General features: G+C 71.7%; 24 protein-coding genes, 1 tRNA gene and 1 pseudogene. 12 read left to right on the top strand and 14 right to left on the bottom strand.

The window, feature by feature from the left end; genetic code table 11:
- Nucleotides 1-75: 75 nt before the first annotated feature.
- The 4 genes from ACFZBB_RS25935 to ACFZBB_RS25920 all read right to left on the bottom strand — a co-directional run bounded on the left by ACFZBB_RS25935 (nucleotide 76) and on the right by ACFZBB_RS25920 (nucleotide 2321).
- Nucleotides 76-342: a hypothetical protein gene (locus ACFZBB_RS25935; protein ID WP_391126825.1), complete on the bottom strand. Its 267-nt coding sequence runs from the start codon at nucleotides 340-342 to the stop codon at nucleotides 76-78.
- 115 nt (nucleotides 343-457) lie between these two features.
- Complete coding sequence (locus ACFZBB_RS25930) at nucleotides 458-1318, bottom strand: hypothetical protein (protein ID WP_391126822.1); 861 nt, start codon at nucleotides 1316-1318, stop codon at nucleotides 458-460.
- Nucleotides 1315-1695: a hypothetical protein gene (locus tag ACFZBB_RS25925; protein ID WP_391126819.1), complete on the bottom strand. Its 381-nt coding sequence runs from the start codon at nucleotides 1693-1695 to the stop codon at nucleotides 1315-1317. The genes ACFZBB_RS25930 and ACFZBB_RS25925 overlap by 4 nt, the downstream gene beginning before the upstream one ends.
- The gene (locus tag ACFZBB_RS25920; RefSeq protein ID WP_391126816.1) at nucleotides 1692-2321 is read right to left on the bottom strand and encodes a hypothetical protein; all 630 of its coding nucleotides are present in this window, start codon (nucleotides 2319-2321) and stop codon (nucleotides 1692-1694) included. The genes ACFZBB_RS25925 and ACFZBB_RS25920 overlap by 4 nt, the downstream gene beginning before the upstream one ends.
- Nucleotides 2322-2583: 262 nt before the next feature.
- On the opposite strand from ACFZBB_RS25920, the gene ACFZBB_RS25915 reads away from it, so the two are divergent.
- The 5 genes from ACFZBB_RS25915 (at nucleotide 2584) to ACFZBB_RS25895 (ending at nucleotide 5909) form a co-directional block, all read left to right on the top strand.
- Nucleotides 2584-2835, top strand: a complete 252-nt coding sequence (locus ACFZBB_RS25915; protein ID WP_391126813.1) for an AlpA family phage regulatory protein — start codon at nucleotides 2584-2586, stop codon at nucleotides 2833-2835.
- 382 nt (nucleotides 2836-3217) lie between these two features.
- Nucleotides 3218-3290: transfer RNA gene (locus ACFZBB_RS25910), tRNA-Arg, on the top strand.
- Between the two features lie 184 nt (nucleotides 3291-3474).
- On the top strand, nucleotides 3475-4257 hold the full coding sequence (locus ACFZBB_RS25905; RefSeq protein WP_391126810.1) for a hypothetical protein: 783 nt from the start codon (nucleotides 3475-3477) through the stop codon (nucleotides 4255-4257).
- A 287-nt stretch (nucleotides 4258-4544) separates the two neighbouring features.
- Entirely contained in the window at nucleotides 4545-4958 is a 414-nt protein-coding gene (locus ACFZBB_RS25900; protein WP_391126807.1) for a hypothetical protein, read from the top strand.
- Nucleotides 4959-5177: 219 nt separating this feature from the next.
- Nucleotides 5178-5909 (top strand): class F sortase, encoded by a 732-nt coding sequence (locus ACFZBB_RS25895; RefSeq protein WP_391126804.1) that lies wholly within the window; start codon nucleotides 5178-5180, stop codon nucleotides 5907-5909.
- Here ACFZBB_RS25895 and ACFZBB_RS25890 read toward each other — a convergent pair.
- Nucleotides 5887-6099 carry a hypothetical protein gene (locus tag ACFZBB_RS25890; RefSeq protein WP_391126801.1) on the bottom strand — a complete coding sequence of 71 codons (213 nt, stop codon included), beginning with the start codon at nucleotides 6097-6099 and terminating at the stop codon, nucleotides 5887-5889. The two genes, ACFZBB_RS25895 and ACFZBB_RS25890, sit on opposite strands and share 23 nt — an antisense overlap.
- Before the next feature lie 51 nt (nucleotides 6100-6150).
- On the opposite strand from ACFZBB_RS25890, the gene ACFZBB_RS25885 reads away from it, so the two are divergent.
- On the top strand, nucleotides 6151-6636 hold the full coding sequence (locus tag ACFZBB_RS25885) for a cytidine deaminase family protein (protein WP_391126798.1): 486 nt from the start codon (nucleotides 6151-6153) through the stop codon (nucleotides 6634-6636).
- On the opposite strand, the gene ACFZBB_RS25880 is transcribed toward ACFZBB_RS25885, so the two are convergent.
- Nucleotides 6596-7468, bottom strand: a complete 873-nt coding sequence (locus ACFZBB_RS25880) for an MEDS domain-containing protein (protein ID WP_391126796.1) — start codon at nucleotides 7466-7468, stop codon at nucleotides 6596-6598. The genes ACFZBB_RS25885 and ACFZBB_RS25880 overlap by 41 nt on opposite strands.
- A 453-nt stretch (nucleotides 7469-7921) precedes the next feature.
- Between ACFZBB_RS25880 and ACFZBB_RS25875 the strand changes: the two genes are divergently transcribed.
- The 5 genes from ACFZBB_RS25875 (at nucleotide 7922) to ACFZBB_RS25855 (ending at nucleotide 14827) form a co-directional block, all read left to right on the top strand.
- Entirely contained in the window at nucleotides 7922-8698 is a 777-nt protein-coding gene (locus ACFZBB_RS25875; RefSeq protein ID WP_355336754.1) for a response regulator transcription factor, read from the top strand.
- A gap of 20 nt (nucleotides 8699-8718) precedes the next feature.
- A complete protein-coding gene (locus ACFZBB_RS25870; protein ID WP_391126793.1) occupies nucleotides 8719-10335 on the top strand; it encodes an ATP-binding protein in 1617 nt (538 codons plus the stop codon).
- Between the two features lie 25 nt (nucleotides 10336-10360).
- Nucleotides 10361-11878, top strand: coding sequence for a glycosyltransferase (locus ACFZBB_RS25865; protein ID WP_391126790.1), 1518 nt, complete (start codon nucleotides 10361-10363; stop codon nucleotides 11876-11878).
- The gene (locus ACFZBB_RS25860) at nucleotides 11875-14058 is read left to right on the top strand and encodes a glycosyltransferase family 39 protein (RefSeq protein ID WP_391126787.1); all 2184 of its coding nucleotides are present in this window, start codon (nucleotides 11875-11877) and stop codon (nucleotides 14056-14058) included. Before ACFZBB_RS25865 ends, ACFZBB_RS25860 begins: the two co-directional genes overlap by 4 nt.
- Nucleotides 14059-14341: 283 nt before the next feature.
- On the top strand, nucleotides 14342-14827 hold the full coding sequence (locus ACFZBB_RS25855) for an FtsX-like permease family protein (protein WP_391126784.1): 486 nt from the start codon (nucleotides 14342-14344) through the stop codon (nucleotides 14825-14827).
- A 58-nt stretch (nucleotides 14828-14885) separates the two neighbouring features.
- Here ACFZBB_RS25855 and ACFZBB_RS25850 read toward each other — a convergent pair whose 3' ends face one another.
- From ACFZBB_RS25850 to ACFZBB_RS25840, 3 genes and pseudogenes are all read right to left on the bottom strand, one after another.
- Nucleotides 14886-15347, bottom strand: a complete 462-nt coding sequence (locus tag ACFZBB_RS25850) for a PPOX class F420-dependent oxidoreductase (protein WP_355336536.1) — start codon at nucleotides 15345-15347, stop codon at nucleotides 14886-14888.
- A gap of 303 nt (nucleotides 15348-15650) precedes the next feature.
- Nucleotides 15651-17336 (bottom strand): annotated as a pseudogene (locus tag ACFZBB_RS25845) (MDR family MFS transporter); the annotation flags it as partial.
- Between the two features lie 12 nt (nucleotides 17337-17348).
- Entirely contained in the window at nucleotides 17349-17831 is a 483-nt protein-coding gene (locus ACFZBB_RS25840) for a MarR family winged helix-turn-helix transcriptional regulator (protein WP_355336535.1), read from the bottom strand.
- 263 nt (nucleotides 17832-18094) lie between these two features.
- On the opposite strand from ACFZBB_RS25840, the gene ACFZBB_RS25835 reads away from it, so the two are divergent.
- On the top strand, nucleotides 18095-18280 hold the full coding sequence (locus ACFZBB_RS25835) for a hypothetical protein (RefSeq protein WP_355336534.1): 186 nt from the start codon (nucleotides 18095-18097) through the stop codon (nucleotides 18278-18280).
- A 178-nt stretch (nucleotides 18281-18458) separates the two neighbouring features.
- On the opposite strand, the gene ACFZBB_RS25830 is transcribed toward ACFZBB_RS25835, so the two are convergent.
- From ACFZBB_RS25830 to ACFZBB_RS25810, 5 genes are all read right to left on the bottom strand, one after another.
- Complete coding sequence (locus ACFZBB_RS25830; protein WP_391126780.1) at nucleotides 18459-19262, bottom strand: hypothetical protein; 804 nt, start codon at nucleotides 19260-19262, stop codon at nucleotides 18459-18461.
- 53 nt (nucleotides 19263-19315) lie between these two features.
- Complete coding sequence (locus tag ACFZBB_RS25825) at nucleotides 19316-20158, bottom strand: RNA polymerase sigma factor SigF (protein WP_093712083.1); 843 nt, start codon at nucleotides 20156-20158, stop codon at nucleotides 19316-19318.
- Between the two features lie 167 nt (nucleotides 20159-20325).
- Nucleotides 20326-21147 carry a SigB/SigF/SigG family RNA polymerase sigma factor gene (locus ACFZBB_RS25820; protein WP_391042301.1) on the bottom strand — a complete coding sequence of 274 codons (822 nt, stop codon included), beginning with the start codon at nucleotides 21145-21147 and terminating at the stop codon, nucleotides 20326-20328.
- Between the two features lie 256 nt (nucleotides 21148-21403).
- Nucleotides 21404-21697 (bottom strand): Dabb family protein, encoded by a 294-nt coding sequence (locus ACFZBB_RS25815; protein WP_391126777.1) that lies wholly within the window; start codon nucleotides 21695-21697, stop codon nucleotides 21404-21406.
- An 83-nt stretch (nucleotides 21698-21780) separates the two neighbouring features.
- Nucleotides 21781-21945, bottom strand: a complete 165-nt coding sequence (locus ACFZBB_RS25810) for a hypothetical protein (RefSeq protein ID WP_188284483.1) — start codon at nucleotides 21943-21945, stop codon at nucleotides 21781-21783.
- Nucleotides 21946-22081 lie beyond the last annotated feature (136 nt).

Raw genomic sequence — 22081 nt, 5'->3', positions numbered from 1 at the left:
GCGGCCGGGGCGACCGGGAGGCCGCATCGAGCGCGGCCCCCTCGGTCGGCCGGGGCACCATGGCGGTACCGGCCATCACGCGCCCCGTTCGTCGGTCGTGGCGTAGCTGGTGCGGTCCTGACTGGCGAGGGTGCGCAGTTCCTGCGCCACGTCGGCCGCGTCCTCAACGGCGATGCTGAGCAGGCCGTGGAGCATCCCCACAACGTCAGCGACACGCTGCTCGATGCGGTCCCGCCACAGCTTCCGGCCAGCCATGTCACCCTCGACGTACATCGGGATGTCGAGGTGGTCGAGGATCGCGGTGAGGACCGTGACCGCCTCGGGCTGAAGGCCCCCGCTCATCGGGTGGCCTCGTCCTGGCGGAGCTGCACGGCCATCGTGGCGACCTGGTCCCGGAACGCGTCGAGCTGGGTGCGCTGCGCCTTGAGGGTGTGCAGGAAGCGCTCAAGGTCAGCGATCAGCGTGTCAGCTGGGGGGCGTCGTAGGTGGTGCCCTCGCCGCGGAAGGTGACGCTGATCTGCGTGTCGTCGTCCATGTTCGGGACGTGGGACAGGCGCGAGTACCCGATCGGTTCGGCGTGCCGGTCCCGCGTGTCGGGCAGCACGTTCCGCGGCCCCTGGTGCTCGGTGGGCGACGTGGCGTGCTCGATGCACTCGCCGGGGGCGCACCACGGGAAGTGGGCGTCGTCAACCGGGCGGGGCGCGGTGCCGCCGGCCTCGTTGATGGCGTCGAGCTGGTCGGCGAGCAGGTCCAGGCGGGCCAGGTGGGCGCGCACCCGGGCGGTCTCCGCCCGCACCTCGTCACCTGTGCCGAAGGTGATGTCGTCGTTGTCAGTGGGCCCGTAGTTGACGGTCGTCACGCCCGTGCGGCGGTCGTGCATCAGGTGCCCGTGCAGGACGCCCGAGGGCATCTCGATGCTGTCCCCGTAGCAGTGGGTGTGCTGCTCGGTCTCCTGGCACCAGGCGTTGCCGCAGGGGCCGGTCCGTACGGCCGTCAGGCGGGCGATCATCTTGCGGGCCACGTCCAGGCGCATGGCCCGGTCCTGGCCCTGGGGGAAGACGAGGGTGATGCGGCCGTTGACGTGAGCGGCCCAACCGTGGACGTTGGCGTCGAAGTCCCCTTCGACCATCTGCGCGTCGTGGGCCGCGAGCAGCTCGGCCAGTTCGGCGGCGGGTCCCGCGAAGGTGGCGGGTGCGGCGGGGGCCTCGACGGTCTCGGCGGTCGTGTTCATGGTCGGACTCCCCTCCGGGGCGGTGGTGACGGTGGTGCGGACGCGGTCGGCGAACGCCCGGTAGAAGTCAGTGCCGGTGATGTTCACGCGGCGGCTCCCCGCACGGTCAGGTCACGGCGGCCGGGGGAAGTGATCCGGGCAACCCTCGCGACGGGCGAGGGTTGCCCGGCGGGCAGGTCGAACGTCTCCGGCAGGGCCGGGCCGCCCTCCCAGCGGAAGCTGTAGAGCAGCCACGCCTCCTGGGTGCGGTTCACGGCCCGCTCGTAGGCGGCCACCTCCGGGATCGACCAGGCGGGGGCGGTCTCCAGCAGGGCCACGATCCGGGGCCGCCAGTCCGCGAGGACGAGCAGCAGCGACTCGATGAAGTCCGCCGACGGGGTGCAGTCCCTCGCCTCGTCCTCGATCGCAAACAGCCGGTACTCGTCCAGGGCCGCGAAGCGCGCCGCGTGATCCACGGCGCTCATGCGGCCACCGCCGTCTGGGTGGCGGCCGCGGCGGGGAGCAGGTCGGCGCTGGCGTCCAGGGCGTCGGCGAAGGCCCGGTAGCGGGCCGCCATGGTGCGCACCTCGTCGGAGGTGGTGAACCGGCCCTGGGTGTCGTCGGTGTGCAGGTCGAAGTTGTAGACCACGATGTTCACCGGCTCGTCATCGAGTGCGACGAGGTCGGCGTACACCTTGCCCTGGTCTCCGAGCGGCATCTCAGCGACGGTGGCGACGCACCCGCCGTCGGTGTGGTGCCACCGCCCGTCGCAGCCGGGGATGCGGTGCTGGTCAGCGATCGGCTCGTCGGCAGTCGTGTCCGTCTCGGTCACGACGTACTCGGCGGTCCGCGGGTACGTGACGAACGCCTTGTCGAGCACCGCAGCCTCGGCGGGCAGGTAGCCGTTCACCCGGCGCCACCGGCCGTTGACGTTCGACCACGCCTTGCGGGGCTCCGTGCCGTGGTCGGTGCGGTACAGCTTTGCCGCGGTGCGCCCGTAGGCGCTGCCGTAGCGGTCGGCGAAGTCCTGGTCGACGCCACGGCCGACGAGGTACTTGCGGGCCAGCAGCATGCCAGCCGAGACGGTCATGTAGGCCAGGCCCTCGTTCACGGCCGCAGCGGCGGCCAGGTGACGGGCGGCGAAGATGCGGCGCGGGGCGGCAACTTCACGCCTACGCCTGGGGGTCGATACATTCAGCACAGCGGTCTCCCTGTGAAGGCAGGTGGTCCGTAGGCCCTGGGTCGGTGCTCGTAACACCGGCCTGGGGCCGCTTGCGTCTGGCTTCAGTCTGCGTCTAACTCACTGACTCTGTCAACAGGTTTACACGTGCAACATGTTGACCCTGGCAATGCGTATCGCGGATGATGTACGCATGACCACACCTCCTCCCCGAACAGGCGGCCTCACCGAGGTCGGCGAGATCCTTGGGGTCTCCCGGCAGCGCGCATACACCCTCGCCAAGCGCCAGGACTTCCCCGTGCCCGTCGCTACCAGCAAGGCTGGGCGAACCTGGGACCTCGACGTCATCGAGGCGTGGATGGCCAACTGGGACCGCGAGAACAAGGGCGGTCGGCCGAAGACCGGGCAGCCTGCGGCTGAGCCCGGGGACGGCGCCGACCAGTGATGCCCTGGTTGGCACACTGCTGGCACCAAGAGGCACGGTGACGGTTGGCGGGCGCAGGTCTGGACTAGGTAGCCCATGGCGCCTGACCTGCGCGGGAATGTAGAGCCAGGTCGGCGGTGGTCGCCGTCGGATGGGACCCAACACACTGCTAATGCGGTTTGGGCTTTACCGTCCATCGAGGGTTCAAATCCCTCCGCCTCCGCCACCACCCCGGAGCCCCGCCCGTCCTCCACCGACGGCGGGGCTCCTCCCGTTCCACCCCCCGGCCCCACCCCATTCCCGCAGGTCACCCCGCCTTCCGGTTATGGATTTCACCTCCCGCCACACCTCATGTAATGTTGTTCCCGCAACGCCGACCGGCCCAAAACCCCGCGAAGCGCTCGCACTCGTAGCTCAACGGATAGAGCATCTGACTACGGATCAGAAGGTTGCAGGTTCGAATCCTGCCGAGTGCACAGCAGGTCAAAGGCCCCCAGGGATTCGTTCCTGGGGGCCTTTGCCGTTGACACAGGCCGTGCCTGTCCGTCCGGGCCGTTGTCGGGGCCGCCGTTCCGTAATGCGGCAGCCGGTCGACGTCGCGCTCCTCCTGTACGGCGGCTTCGGGGCCGGTCGCGACGCGCCCGGGGATACAGTGCCGGGGTGAGCGATGCGAAGGGGTATGACGGGATAGCTGAGGCGAAGGGGATGGGGGGCCGGGAGCGCCTCTATCGGGTGCACCGGCCGTGGAAGCACGGGGACTTGCTGGTGCTGCCCTTGGCCGGGGTCGGCGGTGGGGTGTACGCGGCGACAAGGTCGTGGTGGGTGACCGCGCTGACCGTCGTGGTCGTCTTCGTGGCCGGCTTTGTCGGTGTGCGACGTATCCCGCCGCGCAAGGGGCTGCGGCAAGTCGTCGTGTACGAGGGCGGGTTGGTCCTCGCTCAGGCCGGGGTGCCCGCCGTGCCGCTGCGGTGGGACGCGATCGAGTCCACCGAGGTGGACCATGGCCGCACGGAGATCAGCGGCGGTTTGGGCAAGGTCGAGCGGCGCGAGCGGTTCGCGACCATCACCGTGCACCTCAAGAAGAAGTCGCAGCCTGTGGTGCTCATGCACGTCGTGGGGCAGTACGGCCTGGCCAAGGACATCGAACAGGCCTTGCGTCCGGGGCTGTTGGAGCGTCTGCGCGGCACACTGGACACCGAGGGGCGCGTCGACCTGGGGGGACTGGCGGTGACCGACGCGGGTCTGCTCCTGCCGAGCGCGCTCCGGGGCAGCCCGGCGGTCGCCCTGCGCTGGACGGAACTCGACGAGACCAGGGCGAACGGCCTCACCGAAGTGCTGATACGCCCGCGTGGTGCGAAGGACCTCCGGGTCCGGGTCCGCAACGCGACCGTCGTGCGTGACTTCATCGAGGAGACCCGGGCGCTGTCCGACGGCGCCGAGTAGCCGTCGCCGTCGGGGCGGACGTTCGGCCCTCGCGACCGGTCGCCCCGGTTGGCACGCAGGCCCTGGGGTGCGGCGGAATGACGGCCCGGCAGATCCGAAGAGGGGTAAGCACAGTCGGGGGCGGCAAGGGGTGAGCGACGCGCCGGGGGGTGTGGTCTGAACAGGGGATAAATGATGTGAAGGTGTGTGAATAAGTCACATTATTCGTATCTATGACTTCGTTGGGTACGCACTTCCCTCTCCTCGGGCCACCAGGGACCGAGGGCGTGCCCTCGCGAAGGAGTCCCATGCGTTCCGCTCGTGCTCTCGCCGCTCTCGCCATCTCCAGCATTGCCCTCAGCGGCGGCGCTCTGGCGCTCTCCGCCCCGATGGCGTCCGCCGAGACGGGTCCCCACTCGGAGATCTGTGAGCAGGCCCAGGTCAAGACCCATGAAGCGCAGAAGGAGCTCGACCGGCTGGAGAAGCTGCCGAACAAGACGCCGAAGATCCGTAAGCAGATCGCCACGGCCGAGGAGATCCTGGAGCAGGCGCAGGTCGGCGAGCGGGACGCCTGCGCGAGCGTCACCGGTCCGGTGCACGCCGGTTCCGGTGGTCTGGCGGGCGGGATCAGCGGCACCGAGATGACCGCGGGCGCGGCTGTACTCGCCGTCGCTGCCGCCGGTGGCGTCGTGATGATGCGCCGCCGTTCGGTCGAGGGCTGACCTCGGTTCCACCTCCGCCCCTTGTGGCCGCGCGCCCCGCTCGAAGCGGAGCGCGCGACCGCAGGGGGCGTCATACGTCCGCACCTCGTTCGGCACCAGGCACCAGGCACCAGGCACCAGGCGCTAAGCGCTAAGCGCTAAGCGCTATGCGCTAAGCACTGGGCGCTGGGCCCCGGCCAGAGGCGGACGGACGCAGACCTCGAGAAAGGCCCGCCCCGCATGCAGCACCCCCGCGCCGTCCACCGCTCCCGCCAGGCGGGACTCGCAATGCTCCTGGCAGGCACGGCCGTGGGCGGCTTCCTCGTGGTCGACAGCGCCTCCGGCACCGGACTCACCCCGCCGAGGCCCTCGGCCGCCGACGCCTTCTCCGGCCCCGTCGCACCGGCCGTCCCGGCCCCCGCGGTGGACCCGCTGCCGCCGTCGCCGCCCACCCGCATCACGATCCCCGAGATCGGCGTCGACGCGCCGATGACCGGTCTCACCACGGACAAGGACCACACCCTGCAACCCCCGCCGCCGGACGACAAGAACCTCGCCGGCTGGTACGAGAACGGCCCCACGCCCGGCAGCACCGGCACCGCGGTCGTCGTCGGACACCTCGACACCCACAGTGGCCCCGCCGTCTTCTACCGCATCGGCCAGCTCCACAAGCAGAACACCCTCACCGTGCAGCGCCAGGACGGCCGCACCGCCGTCTTCACGGTCGACGCCGTCGAGCAGTACGAGAAGAGCGACTTCCCCAGCAAGAAGGTCTACCAGCAGGCCAGCCGCCCCGAACTCCGCCTGATCACCTGCGCCGGCACCTACTCCCGGGCCACCAGCTACAGCGCCAACATCGTCGTCTACGCCCACCTCACGAAGGTCGGCCCGCCCTCTCCCGCCCCGGTGGCGTCTCCCGTGGCCACGGCGGCCCCGGCGTCCCCCGCCGCTACGTGGACCGCGCCGTGGTGAACGGGAGGAGCTGAGCCGCGGTCCGCGGCGGCGACTCGATGAGCGGGCTGTGGCCGAGTCCGGGGAGCCAGTTCACCGTGGCGCGCGGGACGGTCAGGTAGTCGTACGACTGGGACGCCGTCGTCGGCTGTCTCGCCGTACGGGCGCCCTCGCCCGCCGCCTCGGCGTCCGGCCCCTGCCCGCCGCGCACCACCCGTAAAGCCCTCGCGCCCCGCCCTCCCGGGTCCGTAGCATCCGGCCCGTGCTGACGATCCCCAGTCGAGAACTGACCCCCGCCGACCACGAACTCATCGCGTACGCCCGCGCCATCGTCGACGAGAACACCGACGGCGACGGCGGCGTCCACACCATGGGCGCCGCCGTCCGCGACGCGGACGGACGCATGCACGGCGGCATCAACCTCTACCACTTCACCGGCGGGCCCTGCGCCGAACTCGTCGCCCTCGGCCACGCCCGAGCCTGCGGGGCACGGCAGTTGACCACCATCGTGGCCGTCGGCAACCTCGGCCGCGGCCCCGTCGGCCCGTGCGGCCGCGACCGCCAGATCCTCTTCGACTACCACCCGTCCATCCGCGTCCTCCTGCCCACCCCGGACGGCGTCCGGAGCGCCCGCATCACCGACCTGATGCCCCTCGCCGCCCTCTGGACCCCGGACGAGGGCACCCAGCCCTTCGACCCGGCGCTCTTCACCGACCCCGCGCCGGAGGATCTTCCACCTGGAAGGTGACCCCTTCGGCCTCGGCCGCGCCGCAGACGCGGAGCATGCGGTGCTGCGACGGGGTGCAGCGCACCGTCGTGCCCGGGGGGAGGCGGAGGGTGGCGCCGGCGCAGTGGGCGTCGAGGAAGGAGAGCGGGGTGAGGTCGAGGAGGGCGGGCGGGGGGTCGCTGGTGAAGGCGGCGCGGAGGGTGAGGTCGAAGTGGAGGCGGGTGGCGAGGTCGGCCGTGCCGGTGAGGCGGAGGCAGGAGCCGGTGCGGTCGGCGTGGAGGGTGTCGAGGGAGGGCAGGACGGCGAGCGGGTGCAGGGCGGCAATACGTGAGAGCAGGGGGGCGGGGACGGCGCCGTGGTCGTACTCGCAGATCGCGGTGAAGCCGGTCCTGGCCGAGAAGGGCGTCAACCCCGCTTCGTAGGAGGAGAGTTCGGACTCGGGGAGGCCGGAGTGCGCGGCGGCGGCCCACGTCATGTCGCCGACCACCCGCATGCCGGTGAAGCCGCGCCGCCGCGCGGTGCTGGTGCCCGCCGCCCAGAAGGCCGTACGGACCGCCGGGTCGAAGGCGCCGGACGCGGGGTCGTAGCCGGGGGCTTCGGAGGAGAGCGCCAACTGCCCGGTGCGCGCGCAGCGTTCGGCGGGGACGCCGTGCGCGGAGAGATGGGCGAGGGCGTCCGGAGCGGCGGTCTCCCCGTCGGTGAAGATCATGACGCGCTCACCGAGGGCGAGGCCCGCGACGGTGAAGGCGGCGCGCACCGCCCACCGGTCGTCGTCGCTGTGGAATCCGAGGCAGGCGTGGTCACCGGGGCCCATACGGTCGACAGCGACCGCCCGCGGTATCGCCTCGGCCACCGACGTACACCCGGCCCCGCTCCCGTAAAGGCCACTCTCCGCGACCGACCGGTCGCGCTCCGCGCCCACGGGTTCGCCGCGGCCACCCCCGCCGCCCGCCATTCCACCTCCCATGGACCGAACGTACGCCGCCCGCACCAACCTTCCGGCCCGCGCATCGCATATCGGCCGCCGATGACGAAACGTGCCCAGGAAGACGCCCAGAACGACCGCTGAACCGTCCATCTGCGACCGTTCACCCCTTGATCGTTCTCCGCGCCGGAGGCGGCACCCGGTCCCGCGCGGCACCCGCCGCCGCGCGCAACGCCGTACAACTGCCGCGCGCACCGCCGTACACACCGCCGCGCGTACCGCCTCAAACAACCCCCACCCCGATTCTCAGACGATTCACAGAATCGGCCAAGGCTCCTCTCATAGCGCGCGCACAGGGTGAACACCATGCCTTCCACATCGATGAGCACCGCCACCGCAGCCCCCGCGACCGCGCACGCGGCCACCACCGCCACCGCCACCGACCTCGCGCGCCCCGACGGCTCGCCGGTGCGCGTCCTCGTCGTCGACGACGAGGCGCCGCTCGCCGACCTGCTGTCGATGGCGCTGCGCTACGAGGGCTGGCAGGTACGCACCGAGGCCGACGGCGCGGGCGCGCTGCGGGCGGCCCGCGAGACCCGGCCTGACGCGGTCGTGCTCGACGTGATGCTGCCGGACATGGACGGCCTGGAGGTGCTGGCGAAGCTGCGCCGCGACACCCCGGACGTCCCCGTGCTGTTCCTGACCGCGAAGGACGCGGTCGAGGACCGGATCGCCGGGCTCACCGCGGGCGGCGACGACTACGTCACCAAGCCGTTCAGCCTGGAGGAGGTGGTGGCCAGGCTCCGCGGCCTGCTGCGCCGCTCGGGCGCCGCCGCCGTACGCAACGAGTCGCTGCTGGTCGTCGGCGACCTCGTACTGAACGAGGACAGCCACGAGGTCAGCCGCGGCGGCGACAACGTCCACCTCACCGCGACCGAGTTCGAGCTGCTGCGGTACCTGATGCGCAATCCGCGCCGGGTGCTGAGCAAGGCGCAGATCCTCGACCGCGTGTGGTCGTACGACTTCGGCGGTCAGGCCAACGTCGTGGAGCTGTACATCAGTTACCTGCGCCGCAAGCTCGACGCCGGCCGCGCTCCGATGATCCACACCCGGCGCGGCGCGGGCTACCTGATCAAGCCCGGCGAGCCCGCCGCCTGACGACCCCGGAAGCCGAGACGATGCCCCACGCCTCCCCGCCCCCCACGCCGCGCGCCGACCCGAAGCCCAACTCCCGTACCCGCAAGCGCCCCTGGTCCCGCCCCTGGTCCCTGCGTCGCAGGCTCGTCGCGTCCTGCGTCGCGCTCGTCGCCGTCGTGTGCGCGGTCATCGGCGCGGTCACCATATTCGCGCTGCACGACTTCCTGTACGGGCAGCTCGACGGCAAGGTGCAGGACGTGGCGGTACGGGCGGCAGGGCCGCACGGCGGCCCCGGGGACGGCCCGGAGGCCAACCGCGCGTCACGGCTTCCGCAGAGTCCGCTCAACGAGCGGCCGTTCGGATTCCTGGCGGGCGGCGGCCAGCCCGGCGAGACCGTCGGGGCGATCGTCGGCGCGAACGGCACGGTCACGCGGGCCGCGGTCAGCGCGACACCGTCCGGCGGCGGCCTGCTCGAAGCGGACCCGCTCACCGCGCGGCAGACCGCCGCCTTCGCCTCCGTACCGAGGGACGGCAAGGCCCACACCCTCAGCGTCCCCGGCCTCGGCACGTACCGCGTCGAGTCGGCGCCGCAGTCCTCGGACGGCAGCACCGTACTGGTCGGCCTGTCCACCAGCGGGATCGAGGACACCCTCAACACCCTGATCTGGGTGGAGTTCTCGGTCGCCGCCGCCGGTCTCGTCGCGGCGGGCCTCGCGGGCGCCGCGCTGATGCGGATCGCCCTGCAACCACTGCGCCGGGTCGCCGCGACCGCCACTCGCGTGTCCGAACTCCCGCTGCACAGCGGCGAGGTGGCGCTGCACGAACGCGTCCCCGACTCCGACACCGACCCGCGGACCGAGGTCGGTCAGGTCGGCGCGGCGCTCAACCGCATGCTGGGGCACGTGGGTTCGGCCCTGCACGCGCGGCAGGAGAGCGAGACACGGGTCAGACAGTTCGTCGCGGACGCCAGCCACGAGCTGCGTACGCCACTGGCCTCGATCCGCGGCTACGCCGAACTCACCCGCCGCGGCAGGGAACCCGTCGGCCCCGACACCCGGCACGCACTCGGCCGGATCGAGTCCGAGGCCGGACGGATGACGACCCTCGTCGAGGATCTGCTGCTGCTGGCCAGACTGGACGCGGGCCGCCCGCTCAGCTTCACCGAGACCGACCTGTCCCCGCTGGTCGTGGACGCGGTCAGCGACGCCCGCGCGGCGGGCCGCGACCACATCTGGCGGCTCGACCTGCCCGACGACCCGGCGACCGTGCACGGCGACGCGCAGCGCCTCCACCAGGTGCTGACCAATCTGCTGGCCAACGCCCGCACCCACACCCCGGCCGGTACGACGGTCACCGCCCGCGTCGTACGCGACGGGCCCGGCGTCCTGCTCCAGGTCCAGGACGACGGCCCCGGCATCCCCGCCGACCTGCGCCGCCATGTCTTCGAGCGGTTCGCGCGCGGCGACGCCTCCCGTACCCGAACGGCCGCCGCCGCGCGGTCCGGCAGTACGGGGCTCGGCCTGGCGATCGTGCGCTCGGTGGTCACCGCGCACGGCGGCGAGGTGTCCGTGGACAGCGTGCCCGGACGTACGGTCTTCACCGTCCGGCTGCGCGCCGCACACTCACAGCCGCCGCTCAGGCTCGCCACAACGTCGTGACAGCGCGCCCGCCGAGGGTCGGAACATGCGAACCCAACTCGGCGATCTGCCCGCCCGGCAGCACCTGCCGGCCGCGGGCACAGCTCCGGAACACCCGGCCGGGCCCGGCGCCCAGGCGGCCCCGGTCCTCGACGTCGTCATCCCCGTGTACAACGAGGAGAACGACCTGGAGCCCTGCGTCCGCCGCCTGCACGCGCATCTGTCGGGCACCTTCCCCTACCCCTTTCGGATCACCGTCGCCGACAACGCCAGTACGGACCTGACGTCCGCGGTGGCGAAGGCGCTGGCCGCCGAACTCCCCGAGGTCGAGTCCTTCAGACTCGAACAGAAGGGCCGCGGAAGGGCGTTGAGGACGGTGTGGTCCGCCTCCGACGCGCCCGTGCTGGCGTACATGGACGTGGATCTGTCCACCGACCTCAACGCGCTGCTCCCGCTGGTCGCGCCGCTGATCTCCGGCCACTCCGACCTGGCGATCGGCTCGCGGCTCGCCCGCTCCTCGCGGGTGGTGCGCGGCGCGAAGCGGGAGTTCATCTCCCGCGCCTACAACCTGATACTGCGCGGCTCGCTGGCCGCGCGCTTCTCCGACGCGCAGTGCGGATTCAAGGCGATCAGGGGCGATGTCGCCCAGCGGCTGCTGCCGATGGTCGAGGACACCGGCTGGTTCTTCGACACCGAGATGCTGGTGCTCGCCGAACGCGCGGGCCTGCGCATCCACGAGGTGCCCGTCGACTGGGTCGACGACCCGGACAGTAGCGTCGACCTCGTCCGCACCGCCACCGACGACCTGCGCGGCGTCTGGCGGGTCGGCCGGGCCCTGGCCACCGGGCAGTTGGCGCTCGACCGGCTGCGACGGCCCTTCGGGGACGACCCGCGCGACCGCGAACTCACCGGCGTGCCCGCCGGGTTGGCGCGGCAGCTCGTCGGCTTCTGCGTCGTCGGGGTGCTCAGCACGCTGGTCTACCTGGCGCTCTTCTCGCTCTTCCGGCTCGGCACCGGCTCCCAAGTGGCCAACGCCCTGGCGCTGTTGCTCTCCGCCTTCGGCAACACCGCCGCCAACCGGCGGCTCACCTTCGGCGTACGCGGGCGCGACCAGGCGGTACGTCACCAGGCGCAGGGCCTCGTCGTCTTCGCCATCGGCCTCGCCCTGACCAGCGGTTCACTGGCCGCCCTGCACGCGGCGACGGCCCACCCGGACCACGGCACGGAGCTGGCCGTACTGATCGCGGCGAACCTCGCGGCGACGGTGCTCAGATTCCTGCTCTTCCGGGCGTGGGTCTTCCCCGAGGGCGCGACCTGCGGCGCGACCTTCCGCGACGGTGAGACGGCCACGGAGGCCTTTCGCGACGGTGAGACGGCCACGGAGGCCTTTCGCGACGGTGAGACGGCCACGGAGGCCTTTCGCGACGGTGAGACGGCCACGGCGGCCCTCCGCGACGGTGAGACGGCCACCGGGGCCGGCCCCGTCTCGTACGAGACCCGGTCCGCCGGGCTCCCGGCCCACGAATCCCCTTCCCCCCGCGACGACTTGAGGAGGGCGCGATGAGCGCGCCGGGCAACACCACAGTGGAGGCGGACGTGTTCGGGCATCCGGTCGCGGAGCCGGCGGGGCGGCCGGCGGGGCGCCGGGGAGGGCTCGCGCGGCGGACCTGGCGGGGCCGGGCGGAGGACGCCGCCTGGGTGCGCCCCGCGTTCTTCGCGCTGCTGCTCGGCACCCTGGTCCTCTACCTGTGGAATCTGAACGCCGCCGGATACGCCAACTCCTTCTACTCCGCGGCCGTCCAGGCCGGGAGCCAGAGCTGGAAGGCGTTCTTCTTCGGCTCCTCCGACGCCGCGAATTCGATCACCGTCGACAAGCCGCCCGCCGCGCTGTGGCCGATGGCCCTGTCGGTACGGCTGTTCGGCCTCGGCTCCTGGCAGATCCTCGTGCCGGAGGCGCTGATGGGCGTCGCCACGGTCGGCGTGCTCTACGCGGCCGTACGCCGCCGGTTCAGCGCGGGCGCGGGCCTGATCGCGGGCGCCGTCCTGGCGCTCACCCCCGTCGCGGCGCTGATGTTCCGCTTCAACAACCCGGACGCGCTGCTGGCGTTGCTGATGGTCGTGGCCGTCTACGGCGTGCTGCGCGCGCTGGAGGACGCCCGGATGAAGTGGCTGCTGATCGCGGGAGTCGCGCTCGGCTTCGCCTTCCTCACCAAGACTCTCCAGGCGTGGCTGATCGTGCCGCCGCTCGCGCTGGTCTACGCGGTCTGCGCGCCGACGACGCCGCGCCGCCGTATCGGCCAACTCCTCGCCGCGGGCGGCGCGATGGTGGTATCCGGCGGCTGGTGGGTGACCGTCGTCGAGCTGTGGCCGACGTCGTCCCGCCCGTACATCGGCGGCTCGCAGGACAACAGCTTCCTGTCGCTGACCTTCGGCTACAACGGCTTCGGCCGCATCACCGGCAATGAGACCGGCAGCGTCGGCGGAGGCGGCGGGGGCCGCGGTGGCGGCGGTGGCGGGATGTGGGGCGAGACCGGCATCGGGCGGCTCTTCAACTCCGAGATGGGCGGCCAGATCGCCTGGCTGCTGCCCGCGGCCTTCGTCCTGCTCGCCGCGGGACTGTGGCTGACCCGGCGGGCCAAGCGCACCGACACCGTCCGCGCGGCGTTCCTGGTGTGGGGCGGCGCGCTGCTGATCACCTTCGCGACCTTCAGCTTCATGTCCGGGATCTTCCACCAGTACTACAACATCGCCCTCGCCCCCTACATCGCCGCCGTCGTCGGCATGGGCACGGCACTGCTGTGGGCCCGGCGCACGCACATCGCCGCCGCGGCCGTGCTCGCCGTGACCGTCGCGGGCACCGGCGTGTGGTCGTACGTACTCCTCGACCGTTCCTCCGACTGGCTCCCGTGGCTGCGCGGCGCGGTCCTGATCGGCGGTTTCGTCGCCGCCGCGGGGCTGCTCGCGGGTGCGATGCCCGGGGTACGGGTCGCCGCCCGGCTCGGCGTGATCGCCGCGTTCGTCGGCGTCGCCGCGGCGCTCGGCGGGCCCGTCGCGTACACCCTCAACACCGTGAACACCGGCCACTCCGGCTCCATCGTGACCGCGGGGCCCGCCGTCCAGGGCGGTATGGGGGGCTTCGGCGGCGGACGTCCCGGTGGCGGTGGCGGTGGCCGCGGTGGCATGCCGCCCGGCATGGGCGGCGGCACCACCAACGGGCAGGGCCAGGGCCAGGGCATGCCCGGCGGCCAGAACGGTCAGACAGGCCAGGGCGGCCCCTTCGGCGGCGGCCAGAACGGCCAGAACGGCCAGGCCATGCCCGGCACCGGCCGCACCGGCCAGGACGGCGCCCCCGGCGGCAACGGCGGCGGCATGGGCGGCCTGCTCAACGGCACCCAGGTCAGCTCCGCCATGAAGAAGCTGCTCCTCGCCGATTCCGGCGACTACACCTGGGTCGCCGCCGCGATCGGCTCCCAGAACCAGGCCAGCTACCAGCTCGCCACCGGAAAGCCGGTGATGTCCATCGGCGGCTTCAACGGCAGCGACCCCTCGCCCACCCTCGCCCAGTTCCAGAAGTACGTGGCCGCGGGGAAGATCCACTACTTCCTCGGCGGCGGCCAGGGCGGCGGCGGTGGCATGGGCGGCAGCGGTACCGCGTCCGCCCTCACCACCTGGGTCGAGGCCCACTACACGGCCAAGACCGTGGGCGGCACGACGGTCTACGACCTGACCGCGCCCACGTCCTGACCCCCAGGGCCCTCGGCCCCCGACCGCGCCGCGCGGCGGCGCCCCGCACCCCCGGGGGGCGCCGCCGCTGCGCATTCCTTTACGGCTTCGCAATCCACCCCATGTTCAGCTGAATCCGGCGCGACGGGTGCGACGGCCACGACGCGCCCTCACGCACGACGCGCCCCCACGCACGACGTGCGCTCCACGTACGCCGTACGCGGCATGCGTGCCATACGCGACACGCGCGAGCGCGCCAGGCGTACGGAACAGCGGAACAGGCGGAAGCGAGGAAGCCACGCGGGTGCTCATCGTCGAGGACGAGGTGTTCCTGGCCGAAGCGATCCAGACCGGCCTGCGCCGGGAGAGCATCGCGGCCGACGCCTCCCACGAGCTGCGGACGCCCCTGGCGGCCAACCAGACGATGCCGGAGGTCGCGCCGGCCGACCGCGAGCCCGACCCCGAGGTCGGCCACCCCGAACCGCGCGAGGTCGCCGAGCGCGTCTACCGGACGAACCGGCGCCGCGCGCTGGGCGCCACCCGCCGCCATATCCGGGCGCAGTTCCTCGCGGAGGCCCTGCTGCTCTCGGCGCTCGGCGGCGTCCTCGGCTCGGCCCTCGGCGTCGCGGTGACCGCGGGCTTCACCGTCATCAAGGGCCGGCCGCTGTCGGTGCCGCCGGTGACCCTGCTGATCGCGGTCGGCGCGACCTCGTTCATCGGCGCGGTGGCCGGGCTCTACCCGGCGATCCGCGCCGCCCGCACCCACCCGACCGCCGCCCTGAGCGGCTGAGGTCAACGACCCCTCAGGGCACGGGAGTCGAAACCCCCGACGGGACCGGGAGTCCGCGCTACGCCAGCCGGGCCGGGAAGCCGCCGGTGGCGATGGGGCCCCACCGCTCCGGGGTGACGCGGATCAGGGACTTGCCCTGCCGCACCATCGCGGAGCGGTACTCGTCCCAGTCGGGGTGTTCGCCCGAGATGTTGCGGAAGTACTCGACCAGCGGCTCGACGGACTCGGGGCTGTCGATGACCTCGGCGGTGCCGTCGACCTGCACCCAGGGGCCGTTCCACTCGTCGGAGAGGATCACGAGCGAGGCGCGCGGATCGCGGCGGGCGTTGCGCGTCTTGGCCCGCTCGGGGTAGGTCGACACGACGATCCGGCCGGAGTCGTCGACCCCGCAGGTGAGCGGGGACGCCTGCGGGCGGCCGTCGGAACGGGTGGTGAGCAGGATCGCGCGGTGCCGCGGGCGCACGAACTCCAGCAGCTCATCCAGCGTGACGGACGTATTCGTGGCGATGTTGGGAGCCATGCCAGCACCCTACGTCGGGCACCCGCGGATGCGGCCGCAGGCGCCTTCGGCCGTACGCCGGAACGGCGTCCGACGAGAGGGGGCGGGCCGCCGTGCCGTGACATCGGCTCCGGCGGCACGCCCTTCGTGCTGGGTCCCGGTGGACGGCCTCGGCCGTCCCCTGCTCCGGCCGTCCTCCGGGACCCGGTCCCGTCCGCCGCCCTGGACCTCTCCGCTGTGGGAACAGGACAGTCGGCCGGGAGTTCCCGCGGGCCGGGTGACCGGCCCTCCTGGTTACCGGGTCTGGTCGCCCGACCGGTCCCGGACGGCTTCCGCCTCGGGCGTACCCGTCTGGGTGGCGGCGATGTCCGCCGCGCCGGTCTCGGCCGCCGCCAGCTCCGCGACGGCGACTTCCGCCGCCCGGCCCGTACCCGCCTCAGCCTGCTGCAAACCGCTGCGGGTGCGCAGGGCGGTCTCCTTGACGAAGATCACCAGCAGGAAGGAGAGCAGGGCGAAGGGCGCGGCGTACAGGAAGACGTCGCCGATGCCGTGGCCGTACGCGCTCTCCACGATCCCCCTGACGGGGGCGGGCAGTCGCTCGACGTCCGGGATGCCGCCGCCGGTCCCGGCGCCGGTGATGTGGTGGTCGGCGAGGCCCGTGGTGACGAAGTGCGTGACGCGGTTGCCGAGCACCGCGCCGAGCGCGGTGACGCCGACCGCGCCGCCCAGCGAGCGGAAGAAGGTGACCAGGGAGCTGGCCGAGCCGAGGTCCGCGACGGAGACCTGGTTCTGCACGGCGAGCACCAGATTCTGCATCATCATGCCGACGCCGAGGCCCAACAGGGCCATGTAGACGGCGACTTCCCAGTACGGGGTGTCGTTGCGGATCAGGCCGAGGGTCGCGGAGCCCGCGGTGAGCAGGACCGCGCCGGAGACCAGGAACGCCTTCCAGCGGCCGGTGCGGGTGATGACCTGGCCGGAGACGGTCGAGGCGATGAACAGGCCGCCGATCAGCGGGATCGTCATGATGCCGGACATCGTCGGGGTCTTGCCGCGGGCGAGCTGGAAGTACTGGCTCAGGAAGACCGTGCCGGCGAACATCGCGATACCGACGAAGAGGCTCGCGATCGAGGTGAGGGTGATCGTCTTGTTGCGGAACAGCCGCAGCGGGACGATCGGTTCGGCCGCGCGGGTCTCGGTGTAGACGAACAGCGCGCCGAGCACGAGGGACAGCGGCACCATCACGTAGCTCTGCCAGGACACCCACGCGTAGCTCTCACCGGCGAGCGAGATCCACACCATCAGCAGCGAGACGGCCGCGGTGATCAGGAAGGCGCCGGTCCAGTCGATCCGCACCTTCCGCTTGACCACCGGCAGGTGCAGCGTCTTCTGGAGCACGACCAGCGCGGCGACGGCGAAGGGCACACCGACGTAGAAGCACCAGCGCCAGCCGAGCGTGGAGTCGACGATGACACCGCCGATCAGCGGGCCGCCGACGGTCGCGATGGCGAAGGTCGCGCCGAGGTAGCCGCTGTAACGGCCGCGCTCCCGGGGCGAGATCATCGCCGCCATGATCACCTGCGACAGCGCGGACAGTCCGCCCGCGCCGACGCCCTGGACCAGGCGGCAGGCGATCAGCATGCCGGGGCTGGTGGAGAAGCCGGCCACGATCGAGCCGACCACGTAGATCACCAGCGAGAGCTGGATCAGCAGCTTCTTGCTGAACAGGTCGGAGAGCTTGCCCCAGATCGGGGTGGTCGCGGTGACCGCGAGAAGCGAGGCGGTGACCACCCAGGTGTACGCGCTCTGGCCGCCGCCGATGTCGGCGAGTATGCGGGGCAGGGCGTTGGAGACGATCGTGGACGACAGGATCGCCACGAACAGGCCGAGCAGCAGCCCGGACAGCGCCTCCATGATCTGCCGGTGCGACATGGGCGCGGATTCCTGGCCGCCGTGGCCCGGTTCCGGCGCCTGCCCGTCCCGCTTGCCGGCCTGGGTTGTTGTTGCCATCTTCAGTCCTCTTCAGCCCGTCTGGGCGCGCGATATGTGGTGGGCGCCGCCGCGCGAGGCGGCGGAGCGGCAGTCGCCGAAGCTGTCACGCAGCCGGGCGAGCAGTTCGGAGAGCCGGGCCACGTCGGCGTCCGGCCAGTCGGCCAGATGGTCGGCGACCACGGCGGCGGCCCGGTCGGACGAGGACCGCAGTGTCCGCGTGCCGTGTTCGGTGAGCCGCAGCAACCGCGAGCGGCGGTCCAGCGGGTCGGGGGCCCGGTCGATCCAGCCGCGCTCGACGCCGAAGGCGACATGACGGCTCGTCACGGACATGTCGACGTCGAGGAGTTCGGCGAGCCTGCTCATCCGCAGCTCGCCGTGGCGGTCGAGGGCGCCGAGCACCATGACCGCCGTGAGCGGGGTCTCGGGCGGCAGTCCCCGGGCGATCTCGCGGCTGACGACGAAGGTGGTGCGGAGCTGGTGTGCGAGTTCCACGCACTGCTCGCGGTCCGCCATGCGACGGTCACCTGTCCTTCCGCTGCGGGAGCGGCCTGTGAGTCCGCTGTGATCTTTGGTTGCCTGAAGCAACTGTAAAGTAGTTGGTTGTGCCAGACAAATTCTTTGCCCGGAATCGCGGCAAAGATTCAGCAAAGGAACCGCCTGTATCCGCCCAAGAGGTACGTGTCCGGGTTGCCTGAACGGCTCGGGCCGGAGGCCGCGTGGCCGCCGGGCGGCCCGGGGGTGCGGGGCCTTCCGTCGAGACGCTAGGGTCAGGCGGCATGTCGAACCCTGAGAACAACTACGACCCGGCCGGCAACACCCAGATGTTCCGCGCCTTCGTCGACGAGCAGCCGCCCGCCGCCGAGGTGCAGCGGGCGCAGGGCCGCAGCAAGGTCGGCCTGGTGATCGGTGTGATCGTGGCGGTGGCCGTGGTCATCGGAGTGGTCGCGCTCGCGATGCGCTGACCGCCCGCCCTGCCCGTCCCTACGCAGCAGGATGTGCCAACGGGGGCATATCGCCACGGATGTCCGTGGACAGGTCGGTGGGCAGCTCCGTGGACGGGTCCGTCGTCGGGGCTGTTATCGGGTCCAGGGGTGGATCGGGGGACAGGCCGGGACCGGGTCGGCGCCAGGACGGCGCCGGTCAGGACAGCGTGACGTCCCTGGTCTCGATGTGCATGCCCAGCGGCACCCGCCAGGCGTCCACGCACAGGTCCCAGGACGCGGTGCGCGACGCCCCGCCCGCCAGCGGCACCGGCACGGGCTTCGCCGTCTCCACGGTCGCCCAGTCGATGCCGAGCCCGCCGATGATGTGGGTGCCGAAGGTGATCGTGCCCGCCGTCACCGGCAGACCCCCGGCGTTGGTGAAGGTGACGGCGACCTTCTCGCACCAGCGGTCCGCGTCCGCCGTACGCGTGGGCGCGCTCACGGTCAGCCGCGCGGCCGTCGGCGGCGGCGTCGTGGCCCCGCCGGACCCGCCGCCCGAGCCCGTACCGCCTGAACCCGTGCCGCCGCCCGTAGCCGAGCCCGGTCCCGTACCCGAGCCCGTACCGGAGTCCGTGCCGCCGCCCGCTTGGGCCGTCGAGCCGCTGGCCGGTCCGCCGGGGGTGGCGGGAGTCCCGTAGGGCGAGGAGGGTGTCCGGGGCGCTCCGGAGGAGGGTGTACGCGGCCCCGTGCCGGTGTCCGTGCCCGAGGGCGTACGGGACGGCTTCGCGGCGCCGGGGGCCGGGCCGTCGAGCGGGACCAGGACCACGTCGCCGTCCGGCGGGACGTCGTGGGGAGCGCTCGGGGAGGGGCCGACGCCGCCGATCGCGACATGGCCGGTGGTGCCGTCGCCCGCGCAGCCGGTGGCCATGACGAGCAGGCCCAGCGCGGCGAGCGCCGGAGCCGTGGTGCGCAGCAGGGCTTGGGTCTTCCTCAACGCGACGTACGAGACCAACGCGACCATCACGTCAGTTTACTGACGGGGTGTCAGGTCGTCACCACCCCGTCAGTGCCACCTCATGCCTCTGCGGTGAGGCCGTCACGGAGCTGTGCGAGGGTGCGGGTGAGCAGCCGGGAGACGTGCATCTGGGAGATGCCGACCTCCTCGCCGATCTGCGACTGCGTCATGTTCGCGAAGAACCGCAGCATGATGATCTGCCGTTCGCGCGGCGGCAGTTGGGCCAGCAGCGGCTTGAGCGACTCGCGGTACTCGACGCCTTCGAGCGCGGTGTCCTCGTAGCCGAGGCGGTCCGCGAGGGTGCCCTCGCCGCCGTCGTCCTCGGGCGGCGGGGAGTCCAGCGAGCTGGCGGTGTACGCGTTGCCCACCGCGAGGCCGTCGACGACGTCCTCCTCCGACACCCCGAGGCAGACCGCCAGTTCGGCGACTGTCGGCGACCTGTCCAGCTTCTGGGAGAGGTCGTCGCTGGCCTTGGTGAGCGCCAGCCGCAGCTCCTGGAGGCGGCGCGGGACCCGGACCGACCAGGAGGTGTCGCGGAAGAATCGCTTCACCTCACCGACGATCGTCGGCATCGCGAAGGTCGGGAACTCCACCCCGCGCTCGCAGTCGAAGCGGTCGATCGCCTTGATCAGGCCGATCGTGCCGACCTGGACGATGTCCTCCATCGGCTCGTTCCGACTGCGGAAGCGAGCGGCTGCGTACCGCACGAGTGGCAGATTCAGCTCGATGAGCGTGTCACGTACATAGGTGCGTTCCGGGCTGTCCACCGGCAGTTCCGCGAGGCGCAGGAACAGCGATCGGGACAGCGTGCGGGTGTCGATGGCCTCGCCGTGAAGAGCATCGTGCGGTGCGGTCGCCGTGTCGGGCTTGAGCACCTTGGGACTGCCCACCTGTACGGACATGCCACCCCCTTGAGGTCGCGGACGGGTGTCGCGAGCGACGGTTGTTCCTCCACTGGAATACCGGAGGCCGGCTCGCGACAAACGCGGTACCCGCAGAATGTCACATGTCGGCAACACGCTGTAGCGCCATGTCGACATATCTGTGCAGGTGACTTAATCCTCTTCAGCTACGCTTCGAGCTGGTTTGCGGACCTCAGCCGCGCGAAGCTCCGGGACAGCAGACGGGACACGTGCATCTGCGAAACCCCCAGTTCCGCACTGATCTGGGACTGCGTCAGGTTGCCGAAGTAGCGGAGCAGCAGGATCCGCCGCTCCCGCTCGGGAAGTTGGACCAGAAGATGGCGGACGAGGTCGCGGTGCTCGACCCCGGACAGCGCCGGGTCCTCGTAGCCGAGCCGGTCGAGCAGCCCCGGCGCCCCGTCGCCCTCCTGCGCCGCCTCCAGTGAGGTCGCGTGGTAGGCGCGGCCCGCCTCCAGGCAGGCCAGCACCTCCTCCTCGGCGAGCTTGAGCCGCTCGGCGATCTCGGCCGTGGTCGGCGACCTGCCGTGCAGCACGGTCAGGTCCTCGATCGCGCCGCTCACCTGGACCCACAGCTCGTGCAGGCGGCGCGGCACGTGCACGGTCCGCACGTTGTCCCTGAAGTAACGTTTGATCTCGCCGACCACGGTCGGCATCGCGAAGGTCGGGAACTGCACGCCGCGCTCCGGGTCGAACCGGTCGATCGCGTTGATCAGGCCGATCGTGCCGACCTGGACCACGTCCTCCATCGGCTCGTTGCGGCTCCTGAAGCGGGCCGCCGCGTAGCGCACCAGCGGCAGATTCACCTCGATCAGCGCGGCCCGCACCCGTGCGTGCTCGGGGGTGCCGGGCTCCAGCTTGGTGATCTGCTCGAAGAGCACCTGTGTGAGCGCTCTCGCGTCCGCCGCGTTGGCACTGGGCGTACGGGTTCTGCCTCGGGGATACGTTGTTGACGCCGTATGGGCCGACACCGGCACACCACACCCCTTATCGGTCCACTCATCCGGCAAAAGCGGTCATAGCATCACAATTCATGTCCGCTTTGTGCAAGCACCGCATATTGCCGTGTTGTACGAACCGGCGGCCCGGAAGTCCCCCGTCCGGCGGTGTGAATCCGGAGCGAAGGGTGCGCGGAGGTGGCGCGCGAGGGGGCTCAGAGGGCGCGAAAACGCCCCCCACCGGTCGGCGGGGGGCGCGCGAAGGCTCGTCGTGCGCTCGGCCGGGGGGTCAGAGCTCCAGGTCCGCGATCACCCAGGTGGCGAACTCCGACCAGAGCGCGACGGCCGCCCGGTGCTCCGGGTGTTCGAGATACGCCGTCAGCGCCGCCGTGTCCGCGACGGTGGAATTGATGGCGAAGTCGTAGGCGATCGGGCGGTCCGTGATGTTCCAGCCGCACTCCCAGGAGAGCGTTTCCGGCACCTTCTCGCCGAGCTCGGCGAAGGCCCGCGCGCCCGCCTGGACACGCGGTTCGTCCTGCCGCACGCCCTCGTTGAGCCTGAACAGGACCAGATGCCGGATCATGGGACTCCCTCGCCGCCGGCATGCCGCCGCGTGCCGCTGGGTACTGGTGGTGCGCCGCCGGAGCGGCCGGGACGGCCCGCCGGTCAGTTGGCCAGGTCGTGCATGAACTTCCCGATGCTCTTCGCGGCGTTCGATATGCCCTGGAAGCCTACCTGGACGAGATCAGCGGCTCGGGCCGGCTGATTGATGATCGTGTAGAGGATGAAGATCACCAGTACGTACATGGTGATCTTCTTCGCCTGCGCCATGCGCCTTTGCCCTCCCCAGCCCGCAGCCCGCACCGACGGTCACAAGTGTGCAATCACGGAAGTCTATCCATCAGATGGCGTAATCAGACGGCCTGTTGTCCCAATCATCCTCTTAGAAGATGAAGGTCGGGCTCGG

The sequence above is a fragment of the Streptomyces sp. NPDC008139 genome, from assembly GCF_042957025.1.
In the GTDB taxonomy this organism is placed as follows: Bacteria; Actinomycetota; Actinomycetes; order Streptomycetales; family Streptomycetaceae; genus Actinacidiphila.
The sequence above is the reverse complement of the archived record's forward strand: the minus strand, read 5'-3'. Positions and strand labels throughout refer to the sequence as shown.